The sequence below is a fragment of the Ornithinibacillus sp. FSL M8-0202 genome (genome assembly GCF_037975285.1).
Lineage (GTDB): Bacteria > Bacillota > Bacilli > Bacillales > Amphibacillaceae > Ornithinibacillus > Ornithinibacillus massiliensis.
In genome coordinates this window covers 1,230,622-1,247,581 of record NZ_CP150248.1, presented here as the reverse complement: position 1 = coordinate 1,247,581, position 16,960 = coordinate 1,230,622, and the positions used below count along the sequence as shown (strand labels likewise).

Here is a 16,960-nt window from a genome sequence, read left to right as displayed (position 1 = left end):
ATCACGAATAAACACCTGACAACCAAAATAAACTCTTGCTACTCCCAACACCAATTCCGTAGTAATAAACATTTGCTTATTTCAATATAGATCCAATAATTTCTCGGGTTTTCCTCATCAGGAGCCCGAGTTTTTTATGTCTATTCCAATAGCTTTTCAATACAGTTATGTTCCTAAATCCTTGTCATTACTGGGTTTATCCAATATCCAATTCAATAATAAATCAATACTCATTCAATATTTTCTCTTTATTTTATCCCTCTTTTCTCCACTATCTTTTCTAGAATTTTTCCTTATTCCATTCCCAAAACTTTATTCCAACTCCGAAAAAAAGGTGAAAAAACGAGTGGAAAACAAGCGAAAAAACGGTCATTTTTGAACCGGAAATCCATCAAAATGGGGGTTCCGTAGCAAAACTTTATTTTAACTCGAACGGTGGAATGCGGGTTGGAGGGGGGAGATTTAGCAGGAGTTTATTTTGGTTGTACATAGTAGAGAAAAGAATTTTAGTTAGACTTGTAATATTTCATCCAAAGTCTGGGAATAGAGAGAAGAAAGGGAAATGATTTGATCTGAATGTAAAGTTCAGAGATAAATTCGGGTTAGAAAATGATATTCTAAACTTTTCATTATCCATTCAAATAAGAAACATAAAAGTATATGATAATCTTTATAAAGGCTAATCCAGTGGATTAGTCTCTTTGTATTCATCCTTCAAAAAGATCTAATTGTGACTTCTCAGGCAACCCTTTTATATCATTGACTATTTAAAATGGAATTATAGAAAATAATAAAACAGGATGGAGATGCAGAAATGAAATTGATTAATGGATTGAATAGAAAAGTAAGCCCGAACTAAGAAATTTTATAATAGAAGCAACTAAAATTAAAAACAGAAACGCCAAATAACCGTGAATCTGAGATGTTTTAAACAGATTTACGGTTATTTTATTTTTTTGCACATGTTGCTTGAATCGCCTTCGCCCAAGGCATGTACTTATTTAAAGTTTCTGGCGTTCGATGGATATCCAGATTTGGTAGTTCTGTTAGTAATTTCACCAAATATTGATAGAAATCCACACCGTTAGCTTTCGCTGTTTCTGCCATACTCAAACAAATCGCATTGGCCTCGGCACCAGCTTCGCTGACGGAAAACATCCAATTTTTTCGACCGATCACACTAGGGCGTATCGCATTTTCTGCTGGATTATTATCCATTTCAATGCGACCATCATAGAGAAAGGCACGAAGCCCATCTGTCAATTTCAGTGTATATTCGGCTGCTTTTCCAAGTGCGTTATTGCCGTAAAAAGGGGATTCCTCAATCCATTTCAGGAATTCTTCTACGATTGGTTTCGAAAGCTTTTGACGTCTTTTTCTTCGCTTACTCGGGGATAATTTTTTAAAATCCCTTTCTAGGCGATAAAGCTCGTCGCAAAATTTCACTCCAATCTGCCCGTTTTTACTGTTCACTTTCAACCAATATCGGCGAACGTGTGCCCAACAATTTGCGAAGGTTACGCCTGGGAGTTTATCGTATGCAGAATAGCCGTCACAGATAATGGTCCCTGTAAAGTTCTCTACAAATCCTTGGAGAACGGATCTCGCACGTGACAACGCACTTTGAAAGAGAATGATAACGGGGCCTTGGCTAGGAGCGCTACGGTACACCCAATTATAGGCATTGGAATTTCCTGGTTTCCCGTCGGAACGATGAATAATTTTTCCGTAGGTTTCATCCACGTGTAAAATAGATTTGTTCATCATCATTTCCTTCATCCGTTGGTACACGGGAAGTAACCAATCCTGAGCTGTTCGTATAACCCAGTTAGACAAATTCTTATCGTTCGTATGTAGGCCACAACGCTCCCATTCTTTTACCTGACGGTAAAGCGGAAGATACTGGATAAATTTATCATAGATTACTTTCGCTAGAATGCTAGGACTTGTCAGACTACGTTGAATAGGAGCCTGTGGTGCTTGGCCTCTTTTTATTTGTGCGTTCTGAAAGGAATGTCCCTTACAATTCTTGCATTCATAAGCATGTTCTACATGCTGTATTTTCTTCATCGTTGCTGGAATAAACATCGCTTCTTCTCGGACAACGGTGCTGCCCATTTCTGTCATTGCTTGCTGGCAACAATCGCATGTCGTATCTTCTGGGTGATGATGAATGACTTCTGTTTCGAGGTCATCTGCCAGAAAATCATTGCGTTTTCTATTTTTTGCTTTACGTTCAACAGTATATGCAATCTTCTGTTCGCTTTGTTCTTCTGTGTGCTCAGAATAGTTAAAAGAATCGTCATCATCCTCATCATCGAATAACGACGTTTGCCCATCGGGTAGATTGTATTTCGATTGCTCCGTTTTCGAACCATATAGTAGCTTCGTTAAGTGGCGAACTTGCTCGGTCAAAGCTTCGATCTGTCGATTCGATTGTTTTAATTGTTCCTCTAAAAGTTTAATTAATTTATCGTTCTGATCAGGAGAAGATTGAACCATGCAATTTCACCACCTTTCGTTCTGTTAAGATAGCTATAGTATACGCTATCGAACGAAAAATGAATAGTTAAAAAACACCTTTTGGAGATTTTTGTATTGCTTTTGGTTGTTGAATAGCTAACCCTTCCAAGAGCCAACGAAGTTCTTGTTGCGATAAATTGCGAACTTCATTTTCGTTTTTAGGCCACTGAAGTTTACCATTATCTAAACGTTTATAAAGCATGGCGAATCCATCCCCATCAAAATATAAACATTTATAACGGTCTTTGCTCCAACCGGAAAATAAGAAGATGGAATCGCCATAGGGATCTAGCTCGAAGTTATCTTGAACTAGTGTAGCTAGTCCGTCAATTCCCTTTCTCATATCCGTCTTTCCACAAACAATATAAATGTTCTTGACGTCTGTATAATCTTGCCTCATTCATTTCTCAACTCCCTTATGACGGTTTGAATGATATGCTCATCCACACCGTTAAAGAAGGAAAGTTCAAAGCCGCCTGATTTCATCATAAAAACAGGAGTTGCCGAGGAAACTGGCGGGGTCGCTAACATAGGTTCTTCTTTTTCAGGATGGAGTGTTACGGGCACGATGATTAGTTCTTCATGTGGCATAGAAAAGCACCTCCTTCAATTGATATTTCTATCTTAGCAAGAGGTGCTTCATTTTTGTATGCGTTGTTTGATTACGGGTTTACATAGAAAATACATTGAAGGTTCAGATGTAGAGTATATATATTACAGCAAACATATGCTAAAGGATAATTTAATTATTGTTGCAAATACGTTTCCTTATGAAGATTGTTCAAAAGAATCAGGGTGGGATGTTGAAACCTGGATAGACGTTAAACATTATAATGATATAGATGCCATTTCATTTACAGTATACCAAGGAGATTACTTACAAGATATTCAAGTTTATAGAATTGTAAAAGATATTTATGACTTATATCTTGACAATGTATTACCGGAATTCCTAACAATAATGGATGATATAAGTGTAGCTTCCCAATCACAATCTATGCAAAGTAGGAAAGAAAACGCAATTAGTGTCAGAAATAGGATTTTATCAGAATTCGAAAAAATTAATTGGTAAAGGACTATTTGGGATTAATAGCTATCAATCTTCAATCAATTACTTTTAATCAATGTATTACCAAACCAGGCTGGAACCAATAGTAGGGCCAGTCTTTTTTTGTTTATTCAATATGCCCCAATCCCTTGTCAATAGTAGCTTTAGGCGGTGTCCAATTTCTTTCCAGTTGTTATCCTAACTGTATCAATCCGAAGGATTTCCAGTCATCTTTCAGGTCTTTTTTCAATAGTTTTCCAATAGCATTTCCTAAGTTTTTCCTCTCTTTTCTTTTTATCTCTTTCCTCCATTATGGTTACCGACTCCTTAGAATTACCGGAAGATTCTATACAAATTATTAAAATTAAGGGCATATTATATGTAAGCTAGAAGAGGAGTATTTTATAAAGTACTTATGGACTAAATTGAGTTCAAGAAAAAGACTCAGATAATGATTGATTATTGATTATTTTATGCTCCTCATTAAATAACATAATTTTGTAATTAAATAGGGAGCATACTAATTTTTTGACTTTAGAATTACTTATATATACTACAGTATGAAAATATAGAGCACTGAAGTGTTTAGGTAATCCCTTCCTGCGACTTTTTAAAGTCAATCAATCAGATACAACTTTATTAACCTCTTGTAATTTAAAGGAATTTTTACCTGTGTTTTTTGCATCATAAAGTGCAGTGTCAGAACTTTTTAATATTAATTGTGGAGATACGTTTGAATTTGACAGAGCTATACCCATGCTAGTTGTTACATCTAAATTATGACCTTTGATATTCCATGTTTTTTGCATTTCATACTGGATTATCTTTGCGATTGATAATACACTACCACTAGAACTAATACTAGGTAAAAGAATTACAAATTCATCCCCACCTAATCTAGCAACAATATTATCTTTTCCTATCGCTTTGCTTATTCGTTTACCAAATTCTTCAATCACTTCATCGCCAATATCGTGACCAAAGGTATCATTGATCCGTTTAAAATCATCAATGTCCATCATAATTACCGCTAGACCATTATTGCTTGTTCGAAGTTCATTTAATGCCTTTTCTAATTGTTTATTAAAAAATCTTCGGTTAGGCAAACCTGTTAAGCTATCATGCATAGACAAATATTCCAATTTCATTTCATATTCTTTATGAATCCCAATATCTCGGGTAGTTACAACCATATATTTAAAACCCTGTTGCTCTCCGTATACAGGGGATCCACTAGCTTCCGACCATATAATTTCATTTTTATAGTTAAATTGCCTGAATTGCACAGTAAAACTTGTACCTTCTTTAATGGATTGTACGAATGTTTTACTTAAATCATCTTTATCATCTGGATGAATATTATGTAGAAACAATTTTCTTACGTATTCTTTATAATCATAACCTAACATTTTTTTATATGATGGCGAGGCATAAATAATTATCCCTTTTTCATTTACTAGTGTTATCAAGTCGTTTGCATGCTCTGTAATAATTTTGAAACGCTTATCACTTTCTTCTAATTTTTTCCTTGACTCTAAAAGGCTAGTGATGTCACGAAATATACAGTATACTCCAATAATTCCGTTATCAATTATTATTGGTATAATTTTAATAGTTACTTCTATTTTATTACCAGTGTTAGTTTTCATTGTTAAATAAGATTTATTTATGAATCCATTGGTAGCCATTGAAAGAAGGTTACTTACAAAACGAACATCTTCCTCAACAATTATAGAATTTAATGATAACCCAATTAGTTCATCTACTTTATATTCCGTAACGCTCTCAACTGACTTATTTCCATCTAATATACGACCATTTAGATCTATTAAAAGTATTGCATCTGAATTATTTTGAAAAAGAGACTGGTATCGCTGCTTACTTTCGTTAAGTTTCTTCCATGCCACTTTTATTTTTATTTCAGAAAGTTTTTCTCTTGTAATATCCCTTATAACGGCTACAATCTGCTTGCAATTTTTCTGCTCATCAAAGAGTGGTGTTAGCTTAATTTTCAAATAACACTTTTCTCCAGATGGGGCTACAAATGAATCCTCGTACGTAATACTTTCCCCACTAGCTACTACTTTCTCAAATTGTTTATATAAAAATTTGGCAGTATTTTTTGAATGGACCTCTCCTATAGTCTTTCCAATTATATTTTGAGTAAGTCCAGTTTTATCTATAGCTGCACGATTTATAAAATAATATATGAATTCCGATTTATTTTTAACTGTAACAACAAAAACCATGTCCGTAATGCCATCCATCAGTATTTGATCTTTATACATTGACCTCTTCCCACCTAATCCATCTTTCTAAAAAATAGTTATCTAAATAACAATCATTTAAATAGACTAATTATTTTAAAGTAAATAATCAAATGGTTTAGGTTTTCCGAAATAAAATCCTTGACCTAGAGGTACACCCAATTTTTTAGCTATACTCAAATCTTTCATATTCTCAATTCCTTCTAATACCATTGTGGTTTCTTTTCCAAAAAATAGTAATAGATGTTTTATTATTTCCTGTTTCTTTGGTGAGCTTGCCAAATCTTTAGAAAAGTATCTGTCAACCTTTGCAATGTTTGGTTCAATTTCTATAATTGCTTTTATAGTTGACTCACCTTTACCGATATCATCAAGTGAAATCACAAATCCTTGCTTTTTATACTTACTTATTGCTTCTTTGAATACTGAAATATTTAGCCCTTTTTCTGCTTCATTAATCTCTAAAACAACTGATTCCGGCTTAATATTTATCACAGATAAGGTATTTAATAAACAGTTATAAAAGTTTACCTCTGTCAATGTTGATGGAAACACATTTATGAATAGAAGTATGTTCTCCAATTTTGCAGATTGGTTTTGAATACTTCCAATCACCTTAAAAATAGACTTGATATCTAAATCATATAATTTATTTTTCTCCATAGCATAACTAAATAAGGCCTCTGGGCTTTTAACATTCTTAGATCGAAGTAAAAACTCATAACCAATAACTTTATTATTATTTAAATTTATAATAGGTTGTATATCGTGATAAATTTCTAAATCATTGATGAACGAATCCTCAACTACGTGTTTCATTACTTCACCTCATTTTTCGTACATGCAGAGATTTTACTTTCATTCAAAAAAACCATTTGTTTCTAAAAGATTTTATTACAGCATTCGTACGATCTTGAACTTCTAGTTTCCTCAAGATAGAACTTACATGGTTTTTTATAGTTTTTTCAGTTAAGCCTAATTTTTTTGCGATTTTTTCATTTTTATAACCTTTCGTTATAAGTTCAAGAACTTCCCATTTACGTTTTGTTAATAATCCATATGGCTTTCTTCTCTAAATAGAATTGGTTATTTGTAAATACTCGATCAATAATATAGGGGTCAATTTTGGATATACATATTTTCCCCATTAATTACTATATAAATTGCTTTTGCTAATTCTTCTTTTTCCATCCTATTATAAAAATAACCGTCTAAGTTTAATTTGAAAAATTCAATTAAGTTATTTTCATTTATTCTATTAGTCCAAACAATAACTTTTCGATTTAATTGTTTATAAGACTGAATTAAAAGGCTCAGATTAACGTCAATATCAATATCTATAATAATTAAATCAGAAATATTTTCATTTTTTACAAGTCGACCTAGCGAATATGTATCAAATACCTTCATTAAAAGGTTGGGGAAATTTTCTTTTATTGTTAATAAAAGTATATCTCTAAAAATAGAAGGCTTCTTAACAATTGTAATTGTCATTTATCTCACCACTTTGGGATATGTTATTTTTTTAGACTTAGGTTTCTGTATACACTAAACAAAAGCTGCAAAATAATCTTTCTTTTAAAGTTTAAAATGCTGTACCAAATCATTTAGCTCTTCAGCCAGTTTTGCAAGCTCACCAGAACTTGTTGCAACTTCTTCCATTGAGCTACTTGTTTGCTGTGTAGAGGCTGAAATTTGTTCTGCACCTGCTGCTGATTCTTCCGAAACTGACGCAATTTCCTGTATTGAAGCATTCATTTCTTGACTTGTGGATTTAATTAGGATTAAGTTATCACTAACCGTTTGAATATTAGCAACCATTTCTTTAACGGAATCATTAATTTTTTCAAATGTTTCTCCTGTTGTTTTAATTTGACCAGTACCCTTTTCAACTTCTGTATAACCACTTTGTAATGAATGAACAACCCCAGTAGTATCCGTTTGAATTTTTTCAACGATTTGAGTAATATCTGAAACAGAATTTGCTGTTTGTTCAGCAAGTTTTCTTACCTCGTCAGCTACAACTGCAAATCCTTTTCCGTGTTCTCCAGCTCTAGCCGCCTCAATAGCTGCATTAAGAGCTAACAAATTGGTTTGATCTGCAACATCTCTTATTACAGTTATTAATTTTGAGATTTCATTGGACTGGTTAGCTAATTGTTGTACTTTTTGTACGGATTCGTGGACTATTTGATCAATGTTCGTCATTTGTTGGACAGATTGTATCATCAATTGAGAGCCATCTCCAGTCAATTTCAAAACTTCATTGGAAGAATCGTGAATTTTCTCTCCATTATCATTCGCTTCTTCTACTCTCTCAACATATGTTGCCATTGAAGAGGAAAGCTCGCTAGCATGATTTGCTTGTGTTTCTGAACCAGAAGCCAGCTCTTGCATCGTCGTAGCAACTTGGTCGGTACCCATTTTTACTTCACTTGCAGATTGTGTTAATTCTTCACTTTGACTTGAAACTTGCTCGGAGGCATTAGCTATGTTTTGAACCATTGATTTTAATTTACTTTGCAAATCATTCGTAGCCTTAGCCAGTTGACCTGCTTCATCTTTCGATTTAATTTCAAGTTGCTCTTGTGTTAAATCGCCATCTGCTATATGTACCACTTGTTCGGTTACTTTTTTAATTGGATTAGCGATATTATTAGCAAATAGCCATATGATGATAATACCAACAAGTAAGGCTATACTAATAATGATATAATTTAACGTTTTTATTTCTTTTGCAGGTGCATTAAAATCTGAAATATAAGTACCAGCACTAACTATCCAATCCCACTCTGGAAAATATTCAGAGAAAACAACCTTTTCTTCTATTTGGTTCTCATCATTAGGGAGAGGGTATTTATAATATGTATATCCCCCACCGTTCATTCCTTTATCAATATACTCTTGCACAAATTTATTTCCTTCTGAATCTTCAAGTTCCCAAGAGTTATCACCTTCGTTACTTGGATTAGCAATAGAAAGTCCATCACTACCATTAACAAACAAGTAACTATTCTCACCTAAGTCTAAATTGTTATTAATTGGACGTGTACCATCTTCTTGTTTTTCTCCTAGTATAGCAACTTTGACTTTCTCTTGTGCTTTCTCTAATGAGAGGTTTCCATTTTCTACCTGTTCATTTAATACCTCCATTAATTCAATAGTGTGTTCTACACTATTTTTTAAATTTGTTTTTCCAAGTTCGTCTAAACTACTACTACTTTCTTGATAACTAAATGTACCTAAGACAATCAATGGAATAGTCAATAGTAAGATAGATACAGTTATTAACTTTCTTTTGATAGTTTTAGTAAAGAAAGCCTTAAAACTAAATTTCATCAATAACAACCTCCCGTTTTCAATAAATGAAGATAATGCACAAACTAAAAACCTTTTCTGACTAAAATAAGTGTTAAGGACTCTCTAATTCAGATATGAATAGCCGTTCAACCTATTAAACTTGATTAATATAAGCATTATCTTCCCCAAAAAAATAAATAGCCCATGCGAAAAGAAAGTCCTTATGAAAAGGTTAAGGCTACTGTGATTTTGTAGCCTGGATGTTAAGAAAGGGCTGTAATCCTGTGTCATTTGATAATTCAATTCATTTTATAATACATAATACTACTAGTTCCGACAATTTCCAATACTTTTAACCTACTTAATTGTGAACTTTTTATAGGTATTTAGAATCAATAACGATTTTATAGAAGCGTTGAGTGGGTATTACCTTTGTACTATCCGTAGAAATCGAAATATTATGAGTACAGTTGTTAAGATTCTAATCAAACGGGTAGTTTTAAACACAACAAAGTAGTTACACTTATTGTAAACAGGATATGTTGAAGGCGGGATTTGTATGAAAATAACACCAGATAACACCCAGTTTGCTGCATACACTCGTTTGACGTTATCTGCTAGATTTCTATCCCCCTGTAACTCCCTCGGTTCTCATGTAACTTTGTTCTTCCCTGCTGTAACTAAGTTGGTATATTAGAGGAAAGAGCGAGAGAAAAAAAGTGGGGATAATCCAATACCAATTCAATGGTTTTTCAATATTCAATCAAACGTTTGTTTTAACCAAATATCAATATAAATTAAGGCTGGATCCAATAGTGATTCAGTCTTTTTCATTATGTCCAATACCCCTACAATCCCTTGTTCAATAAGGGATAAGGCGGTATCCAATCCCTTTCCAGTTGTTAAACCAACCATATCAATCTGAGGGATTTCCAGTTATAATTCAGGTCTTTTTCAATAGTTTTTCCAATAAGATTTCATCATTTTTTCCATTCTTTTCTCCAATTTTTTTTCTCTATTCTGGGAAGAACTTAGTTACAATGGCAGAATATTCTATACAAGCCAGAACAGAAAAAAGAGGGGGAAATTGGGTGTTTTGGGGAAGAACTTTATAACAGAAGGAAGAGTGGCGGAAAGAAGAGTTAGGAGGTAAGAGGCTTAGAGCCACAAGGGTTTGGGGGGAGTGAGGGGGAGATGAAGGCGGGGAAGGACATTTTGGCAGGGGAATATAGTTATTAACTTGTTGTTTTATTTTTACAACACATATAATGTCCCAGTATATTGAAGGTACACTACTAGCTGTAGGTTAGATGAGTTTTGATTAATGATGTCTGTAGTTGTTGAATATGACTATCATTTTTAATTAGTTAATTTGATAGTAACTTCAAGGCGTAATTATAGAGGCTCACACAGTATAGATCAATTCTAATTAAAAATGGAGGTTTATGTATGAATACGAGAAAAATGGCTATGGAAAGTATTATCGAGTTTATTGAGTCTGATGAAAAATGTGCTTTATTAACTGGGACTTTTCAAAATGAGAAACATCCTTTAGTTTTAAGGACTATAAATGATTTATTCAAAGGGAGCAGAATATTATTTAGAGCCAACTCAATGCAGAATTTAAGCACATTCTTTAGGGCTAATAAAAACTTTAAGACGGGTGTTGCATACAATTTAGGAAGTAACACAATGTTTGTTGACACCATTAACCCTCGAACATGGAGGAGTTCTCCTAACAGTTTCAATTTCGCTGTTGTTTATCCGTTTGATTCTGTAACGAAAGACAGTAATAAACAGAGCATTATGGATGATTTATTTAAGCAAAGAAATATTGAAAAGATATTTTTAGTTAGTTGGACAGATAATATAGACTTTTCTTGGTCTGATGAATATGTTGATCGGAAAATTACCTTCGATGCGGAAGAGGAAAAGCCTGAATACCATCAAAGGATGATTGATCTATTAACGAAAAATAAGGATTGGTAGAAGTACTGTCGATAAAGAAACGAATAAGGAGGATTGCATGAATAAATTTTTCCGAAAGCCGTCTAAGGTTGCGTTAATTTCCCTAATCGCTACTATAGTTGTTACTGTTTTACTCTTGTGTGTATTGAGGTTATCAGGAGTAGATTCAAGGATTGTACATATGATTGGTAAAGCGACAATTGCAATTTCTTTACCTTTCTTAATGCTTAACCCATTATTTGGCTTTATCTATTCATTTTTCGTTAAAGGAAAAAGTAAAATTCTGTATATCCTGTTGCATTTAGCTTGCATATGCACAATTTCAGTTTTAGCGTTTACGGCTTTTATGTTTCGATACTTTGTACCTTTTGCTCCATAGAAACCTAAAAATGAGGTTATGAGGGGGTGTGAGAAATTCCAAAAGTGTCAGCTATGTTGGGAGTAATTTCAGGGGCGTTTTCAATTTGCTTATGGGTTATCTTTAGCTTCTTCAATCCTTATTCAAATACAACTGATATTGAACCCATTTTAAATACATTTTTCATGCTATGTATTCCTGCTTGTTTAGCAATTATTTCTTCTTTAATCTCTAAAAAAGTATTATTGTTAATTGCTTTTATATGGTCGTTACCAATCAGTTTATATGTAACGATGACTCCAAGCATTTTTGCTTTATTTGGGGTTACATGCTTTGCCTATTTACTCAGCTATTTCTTGATGTATTTAAAGAAATGAGGAAATCGGTGTTCAAATGATATATTCAGAGAGATTGAGGTGATTATTTGAAAATGGCAATTCCAATTCTCGTTTGTATAATCATTGGTATTATATTTATAGGCTCATTTCCTTCGATAACAAGTGCTTGTTCGTGTGCAGAATTACCAGGTGTAGAAGAAGAATTTGAACGTTCAAAAGCCGTATTTAGTGGGAAAGTTATTGATATACGAGAGAAACGAAGTTTAAAAGGATATACGACTAAATCAGTCCTCTTTGAAGTAACGAACACCTGGAAGGGTGTAGAGCAATCACAAATAATCATTACCACTGGACAAGGTGGTGGAGACTGTGGATATGACTTTAAAGAAGGGGAAGAGTATTTGGTCTATGCTTACGAATCAACTATGTATGGAAAAAAACGCTTGTAACAATCATTTGCGATCGTACGAATGAATTGGGTTCCTCAGAGGAAGATTTGGCGATACTTGGGGAAGGACAGCCTCCGATTGAAGAAGTTGATTTAACAGATAAGCAGGAAGGAAATGGGTTATATATATGGGGTGCAGTAGTTATAGCCATCGGTATTGTTTTATTTTTCGTATTTAAGAGACGCACAAGGTCAAATAGTTAAGGGAGTGATTGTCAGTGATTAAAGACCTGTTATGCAAAGTTGATACACTAATGTAATAATTATGTAATAGACTGGTAATCTGATTCCCTCAATTTCCAAAGTTGTGTTACCATAATATTAACAAATATTAGGGAATTGGTAAGCGAGTGAGGAACATTGGTTGTATTAGAAGAAAAAGGGAACATAAAGACTCTTGTTCCATCTCACGGTTTATGTGAAACAGACTTAGAAGAGTTAATTAATGAATATGAAAAAGAATTACGCTATTTTGCCTACAAAATTGTTCGTGACTGGATAATAGTTGACGATATTATGCAGGAGGTATTCATTAAGATATTTCTAAAGTTGGACTCGTTCGAAAAAAGATCTTCTATTAGATCGTGGTTATATAAAATTACTTATAATCAATGCATCGATTATTTTCGAAGTAAAACGATAAAATCTCCTATGTTAATTGAATATCTCGAAGAAATTAAAGTAGCAAATACTGACTCGGCAGAAATTGAAGCAATAGAAAAGTTTGAGAAGGAATGGTTATGCCACACAGTTAATTCTTTACCTAACCAATACAAGGAACCGATTTTACTTTTTTATTTTAAACAGTATTCCTATAAAGAAATTAGTGAGACTTTAAATGAAAATATTGGTGTCATTAAGAATAGACTTTTTAGAGGAAGACGTTTGCTAAAGGAAAAATACTTCGATTATCAAGTTAGCTATGATCGAAAAGGAACGGAGTTATAACAATATGAATTCTTTTATTGTGATTATCATAATTGTTTTAGCTATTATTGCGGATTTCTTTTGGTTCGATGTTGATAAAAAAAGATGGGGATGGATGAAGAACTGGTCAAATCTCCAAAAGGTTTTATTCTTCTCAGGTTTTGCAGTTGTTTCAGGATTAATTTACGTTGGATTGAGTTTAGGTTTTTTCTAAAAACGTGGGCATTATCACTGGGATAATGCCCTTATTTATTGAATTTCCCTTTTAAAATTCTGCCACAAATCCCAAAGAGTAAATTTAGTTAAATGAAATAGTCAAAATAATTGAAAAATGTGATACCAAAATCATTTAAGTTTCGTAGATACATAGTGAAAACAATTTTTAACTAATTCTGGATAAAAGGATGTGTTCCTTATGATGAAAAGTAAAAAAATGTTATATCTTTCTCTTATTCTTTTTATTGCATCTCTTGTCCTAAATTTCCCTTTTCCACACGAAAGTCCTTATGGTGAGACTGTCGCATCGGTATTGAATATACCAGTTCAATCTGTTAATGGATTACATTATGTAGGAATTGCTTCATTAGCTTTATTGATTGCAAGTTTGTATTTCCTTACCAAATCGGTAGAAAAATATCATGGGCGTGTTGTCTTGGTTGCCATTGTTCTCGCTTTATTCGCACCATCGATGATTGCCAGTTCGTTTCAAAAAACATTTGCAACAGGTATTTATGCTGTTTCTTATGAGCGTGATTGGAGCAACTGTCAATTTGAAATGATCGGTGAAACAACATTGCGTGGAGAATGTGAACTTCCTTTTGAAAATTAGAGTAGGAATGATGTCCAATTCACCATTGAATTTTATGAAAAATACTATTTTGAAGATGATGTACTCATGGTTTCACTCATGAACAACAATGATCCGTATGAGGTGAAGCTAAAGGGAAATGAAAGAAAAACAGTGAAAATTGAGTCAAATATAGACGTTTCAAATATGGAAAATCATATTGAACAGGGTAGTTCAACAGGTGTAAATATCATCATTAAGTCGGGAGAAAAAATAAGGAAACTTTAAAGTTGTTAAATTGAATAGAGGTGAAAACGCTTGAACTGTTGTTGTGATAGTGAAGAAACAAATGATTTAAAAATAGAAGGAGATGTTGGGGCAGATCCAATTTGGTGTAATAGGTGCGGTGGCAATCTCGACTTAGAAGATGTTCCGATTTCAGATAGATTAGCAGAGGAATTGTTGTCTTGGGCAACATGGAGAATGGATTGATTGGGATTCAGATAAATTGCTTCCTAATGGGATTGAACTGGAAGATAAATTTAATCAAATGGGATTCGTATTAACGGAAAAGGTGAAACAAGAAATTGGCGGTAAATATAAAATAAAATTCATATCATCTACCAGTGCGAAATCTTATGCAAACATGAAAAACGGTTTTAGATAGAGTGAGGACAATAGGATATGAGGTGATATTTATGAAAGAGGGAAAAGAAAAAAGGATTATTCCTGACGAATTTGGAAAAAGTTTTTTGAATGGAGAGTTTTCCACTATATATCAACAAACCTCTAAGGATTTTAAACAGTTGGTCATATTGGAGCAATTCATAGAGTTAGGAGAGTCTTTTAATCTTGAAGTTAAGCAGTATAACTTAGAAATGAGTAACCGTTTAGGTAAACATATTGAGCAATTTTTATGGTTAGACAATGAGAGGGAAAAGGCAATTAGTGTAGCATTTGATGAAGATTACACCATTCAAAGTCTGCTTCTTGCTCCATTTGTTTCTTATCCAGAAAGTGATAACCGATACACTGAGAATACTTATATCATGCCAATAAAAGAAGAATGGTTTGTTTTTTGGGGAGGAACAAATCAATTTATTAATTACCATTATGTTTATGAAACTCAAAGATACGCATATGATTTGGTCATTATGAAAGATGGTCAATCCTATCGTGATGCACCTACTAAGAATGAAAACTATTATGCTTTCAATAAAGAAATAGTCGCTCCGTTTGATGGCGAGGTGGTAAAAGTAATAGAAGGTGTGAAGGACAATGTGCCAGGTGAAATGGATGAAAGTCAGCCAGAAGGAAATTGTGTTGTGATTAGACATCCAAATAATGAATACAGCATGCTTGCCCATTTAAAACAAAACTCGATTCTTGTTAAGGTTGGAGATCATGTACAACAGGGGCAAGTGATTGGATTATGTGGAAACTCTGGAAATTCCTCAGAGCCTCATTTGCACTTTCAAGTCATGGATTCGTTTGATTATTATACTGGTAAATCTATTCGTATCCAACTTGAAGGTAGTTCTGAACCAATCCAAGGAGAAGTAGTTAGACCATATAATTAATCTATTTAGTATAAGAACTTTCTAATTTTCCTAAAAGTATAGTAGAGCTATAGTTATTGATGCGGTATCTGAATGTTTCAAAATAAGTTGCAAGTGAGGTCATAGCGAATGGATTTAAGAATACAAGAATTAGTTGAGTTTACGCAGAAAAAGTTCGGACTAAGTAACTATTATTTACATGAACAACAGTTTTATCGGAGTGTAGATATCTTCAATGAGACAATTTATACATTGTCCATGGAGTGGTTCCCCAATGATGCTGTACAAGATGATGATGGACTAAATCCAGAGGGGACAGTAAGTTTTGAAATCAACTTGAAAAGTCTTAAATTTGAACGTATTTTTGCAAAAGGTAAGCCTTATGCAGAAGACGGGATTACATTTAGCAATCTTAATAAGGAAGCCGTTATAAAATGGGTTGAGTGTGAAACAGGATTATCGTATGGGGAACAATTCCAATGGGTAAGAGAAGATGAAGGGGAACTTAACTTTATGTCGTGTTTTGATGGTGTTGCCGTTTCACCTCCTGGATATATTGACATCAAGTTTAACGAAGAAGGGAAGCTCACTATGTTTTCAATGCATGGTGAATTTCCTTCAAAAGAGCTGATTAAGAAAGAAAAATATACTCTTTCTCTTGATCGATTAGAAGATTTGGGAAAGGAACAATTGAAGTTGATTGAATATCCTTCCTATGAACAGAAAAAATTATACCCTATATATGCATTGGAAGAGATTTTTGTTACAAATGATGGGACAACAACGATTCCGTTTGAGGTTTTTGCAGATGAAAATTATTTTTTGAATATCGATCAAACAATTTATTGGGATGAACCAATGAATCAACCGTTTGAACGGAAAGAAATCAAATGGATTGAAGATCTTACAGCAGAACAAGCATTTTCATGTGAGCCATCTCCTGATTCATTCCCCATTACAGAGATAGAACAAGAGAAATGTATGATAGCAGTTAAAAACCTTTTACGGCGGGAATATCCAAGTGAATCAGGGAATTGGGTATTAAAACACTGTTATCGTGATAAAGGGTATATTCACGTTACATTGAAAGCGAATATTCAGGATGTTCGTGTATTTCAGCGGAAAATAAAGGTCTTCATAGATCCAAAAAGTTTTCAAGTTGTAAATTACATGGATAGTAAACCGATGTTGGAGACCTTTAATGACTTTCAAGCACCTGACAAGGTAACAATCACAAAAGAAGAAGCCTATGAAAAACTTAAAGATTTGTTTGAGTTAAAATCTTACTATGTGTATGACTTTAAACAAAAACAATACGTTTTATGCGGGAAATTAGATTGCAAGTATGGGGTGAATGCATCAAACGGGGAAGTGATAGCGTTAGATGATTTGTAGCTTGATTGACAGTGATAAGTATTTAACAGAAAGAATTGTTGT

22 protein-coding genes are annotated in these 16,960 nt (G+C 33.5%); 14 read left to right on the top strand and 8 right to left on the bottom strand.

Going from position 1 to position 16,960, the window contains the following annotated elements:
- Positions 1–948: 948 nt before the first annotated feature.
- The 3 genes from MKY78_RS06445 to MKY78_RS06435 form a co-directional block, all read right to left on the bottom strand.
- Positions 949–2,502, bottom strand: a complete 1,554-nt coding sequence (locus MKY78_RS06445; RefSeq protein ID WP_339213305.1) for an IS66 family transposase — start codon at positions 2,500–2,502, stop codon at positions 949–951.
- 67 nt (positions 2,503–2,569) lie between these two features.
- Positions 2,570–2,923, bottom strand: coding sequence for an IS66 family insertion sequence element accessory protein TnpB (tnpB, locus tag MKY78_RS06440; RefSeq protein WP_251517995.1), 354 nt, complete (start codon positions 2,921–2,923; stop codon positions 2,570–2,572).
- A complete protein-coding gene (locus MKY78_RS06435) occupies positions 2,920–3,114 on the bottom strand; it encodes a hypothetical protein (RefSeq protein WP_339213309.1) in 195 nt (64 codons plus the stop codon). Before MKY78_RS06435 ends, tnpB begins: the two co-directional genes overlap by 4 nt.
- A 67-nt stretch (positions 3,115–3,181) precedes the next feature.
- Between MKY78_RS06435 and MKY78_RS06430 the strand changes: the two genes are divergently transcribed.
- Positions 3,182–3,595 carry a hypothetical protein gene (locus MKY78_RS06430; protein WP_339217024.1) on the top strand — a complete coding sequence of 138 codons (414 nt, stop codon included), beginning with the start codon at positions 3,182–3,184 and terminating at the stop codon, positions 3,593–3,595.
- A gap of 596 nt (positions 3,596–4,191) precedes the next feature.
- On the opposite strand, the gene MKY78_RS06425 is transcribed toward MKY78_RS06430, so the two are convergent.
- From MKY78_RS06425 to MKY78_RS06405, 5 genes are all read right to left on the bottom strand, one after another.
- Entirely contained in the window at positions 4,192–5,859 is a 1,668-nt protein-coding gene (locus tag MKY78_RS06425) for a sensor domain-containing diguanylate cyclase (protein WP_339217023.1), read from the bottom strand.
- A 75-nt stretch (positions 5,860–5,934) separates the two neighbouring features.
- Positions 5,935–6,657, bottom strand: a complete 723-nt coding sequence (locus MKY78_RS06420; protein ID WP_339217022.1) for an EAL domain-containing protein — start codon at positions 6,655–6,657, stop codon at positions 5,935–5,937.
- Between the two features lie 300 nt (positions 6,658–6,957).
- Complete coding sequence (locus tag MKY78_RS06415; protein ID WP_339217021.1) at positions 6,958–7,332, bottom strand: hypothetical protein; 375 nt, start codon at positions 7,330–7,332, stop codon at positions 6,958–6,960.
- A gap of 84 nt (positions 7,333–7,416) precedes the next feature.
- The gene (locus MKY78_RS06410) at positions 7,417–9,177 is read right to left on the bottom strand and encodes a methyl-accepting chemotaxis protein (RefSeq protein WP_339217020.1); all 1,761 of its coding nucleotides are present in this window, start codon (positions 9,175–9,177) and stop codon (positions 7,417–7,419) included.
- A gap of 720 nt (positions 9,178–9,897) precedes the next feature.
- Positions 9,898–10,053 (bottom strand): hypothetical protein, encoded by a 156-nt coding sequence (locus MKY78_RS06405; protein WP_339217019.1) that lies wholly within the window; start codon positions 10,051–10,053, stop codon positions 9,898–9,900.
- A gap of 534 nt (positions 10,054–10,587) precedes the next feature.
- On the opposite strand from MKY78_RS06405, the gene MKY78_RS06400 reads away from it, so the two are divergent.
- The 13 genes from MKY78_RS06400 (at position 10,588) to MKY78_RS06340 (ending at position 16,918) form a co-directional block, all read left to right on the top strand.
- Positions 10,588–11,127: a hypothetical protein gene (locus MKY78_RS06400; protein ID WP_116354764.1), complete on the top strand. Its 540-nt coding sequence runs from the start codon at positions 10,588–10,590 to the stop codon at positions 11,125–11,127.
- Positions 11,128–11,164: 37 nt separating this feature from the next.
- Positions 11,165–11,485: a hypothetical protein gene (locus MKY78_RS06395; protein ID WP_116354765.1), complete on the top strand. Its 321-nt coding sequence runs from the start codon at positions 11,165–11,167 to the stop codon at positions 11,483–11,485.
- A 53-nt stretch (positions 11,486–11,538) separates the two neighbouring features.
- Complete coding sequence (locus MKY78_RS06390; RefSeq protein WP_116354766.1) at positions 11,539–11,841, top strand: hypothetical protein; 303 nt, start codon at positions 11,539–11,541, stop codon at positions 11,839–11,841.
- Between the two features lie 53 nt (positions 11,842–11,894).
- On the top strand, positions 11,895–12,251 hold the full coding sequence (locus MKY78_RS06385) for a hypothetical protein (RefSeq protein WP_339217018.1): 357 nt from the start codon (positions 11,895–11,897) through the stop codon (positions 12,249–12,251).
- A gap of 26 nt (positions 12,252–12,277) precedes the next feature.
- The gene (locus MKY78_RS06380) at positions 12,278–12,454 is read left to right on the top strand and encodes a hypothetical protein (RefSeq protein WP_339217017.1); all 177 of its coding nucleotides are present in this window, start codon (positions 12,278–12,280) and stop codon (positions 12,452–12,454) included.
- A gap of 156 nt (positions 12,455–12,610) precedes the next feature.
- Positions 12,611–13,198, top strand: a complete 588-nt coding sequence (locus MKY78_RS06375) for an RNA polymerase sigma factor (RefSeq protein WP_339217016.1) — start codon at positions 12,611–12,613, stop codon at positions 13,196–13,198.
- Between the two features lie 4 nt (positions 13,199–13,202).
- Positions 13,203–13,391, top strand: a complete 189-nt coding sequence (locus tag MKY78_RS06370) for a hypothetical protein (protein WP_116354769.1) — start codon at positions 13,203–13,205, stop codon at positions 13,389–13,391.
- A gap of 201 nt (positions 13,392–13,592) precedes the next feature.
- Positions 13,593–14,006, top strand: a complete 414-nt coding sequence (locus tag MKY78_RS06365; protein ID WP_339217015.1) for a hypothetical protein — start codon at positions 13,593–13,595, stop codon at positions 14,004–14,006.
- A gap of 78 nt (positions 14,007–14,084) precedes the next feature.
- Positions 14,085–14,252 (top strand): hypothetical protein, encoded by a 168-nt coding sequence (locus MKY78_RS06360; protein ID WP_339217014.1) that lies wholly within the window; start codon positions 14,085–14,087, stop codon positions 14,250–14,252.
- Positions 14,253–14,282: 30 nt separating this feature from the next.
- Positions 14,283–14,456, top strand: coding sequence for a hypothetical protein (locus MKY78_RS06355; RefSeq protein WP_339217013.1), 174 nt, complete (start codon positions 14,283–14,285; stop codon positions 14,454–14,456).
- Positions 14,457–14,472: 16 nt separating this feature from the next.
- Complete coding sequence (locus tag MKY78_RS06350; protein WP_339217012.1) at positions 14,473–14,631, top strand: hypothetical protein; 159 nt, start codon at positions 14,473–14,475, stop codon at positions 14,629–14,631.
- Between the two features lie 31 nt (positions 14,632–14,662).
- On the top strand, positions 14,663–15,544 hold the full coding sequence (locus MKY78_RS06345) for a M23 family metallopeptidase (RefSeq protein ID WP_116354772.1): 882 nt from the start codon (positions 14,663–14,665) through the stop codon (positions 15,542–15,544).
- A gap of 108 nt (positions 15,545–15,652) precedes the next feature.
- Positions 15,653–16,918 (top strand): hypothetical protein, encoded by a 1,266-nt coding sequence (locus MKY78_RS06340; protein ID WP_116354773.1) that lies wholly within the window; start codon positions 15,653–15,655, stop codon positions 16,916–16,918.
- The last annotated feature ends 42 nt before the right edge of the window (positions 16,919–16,960 follow it).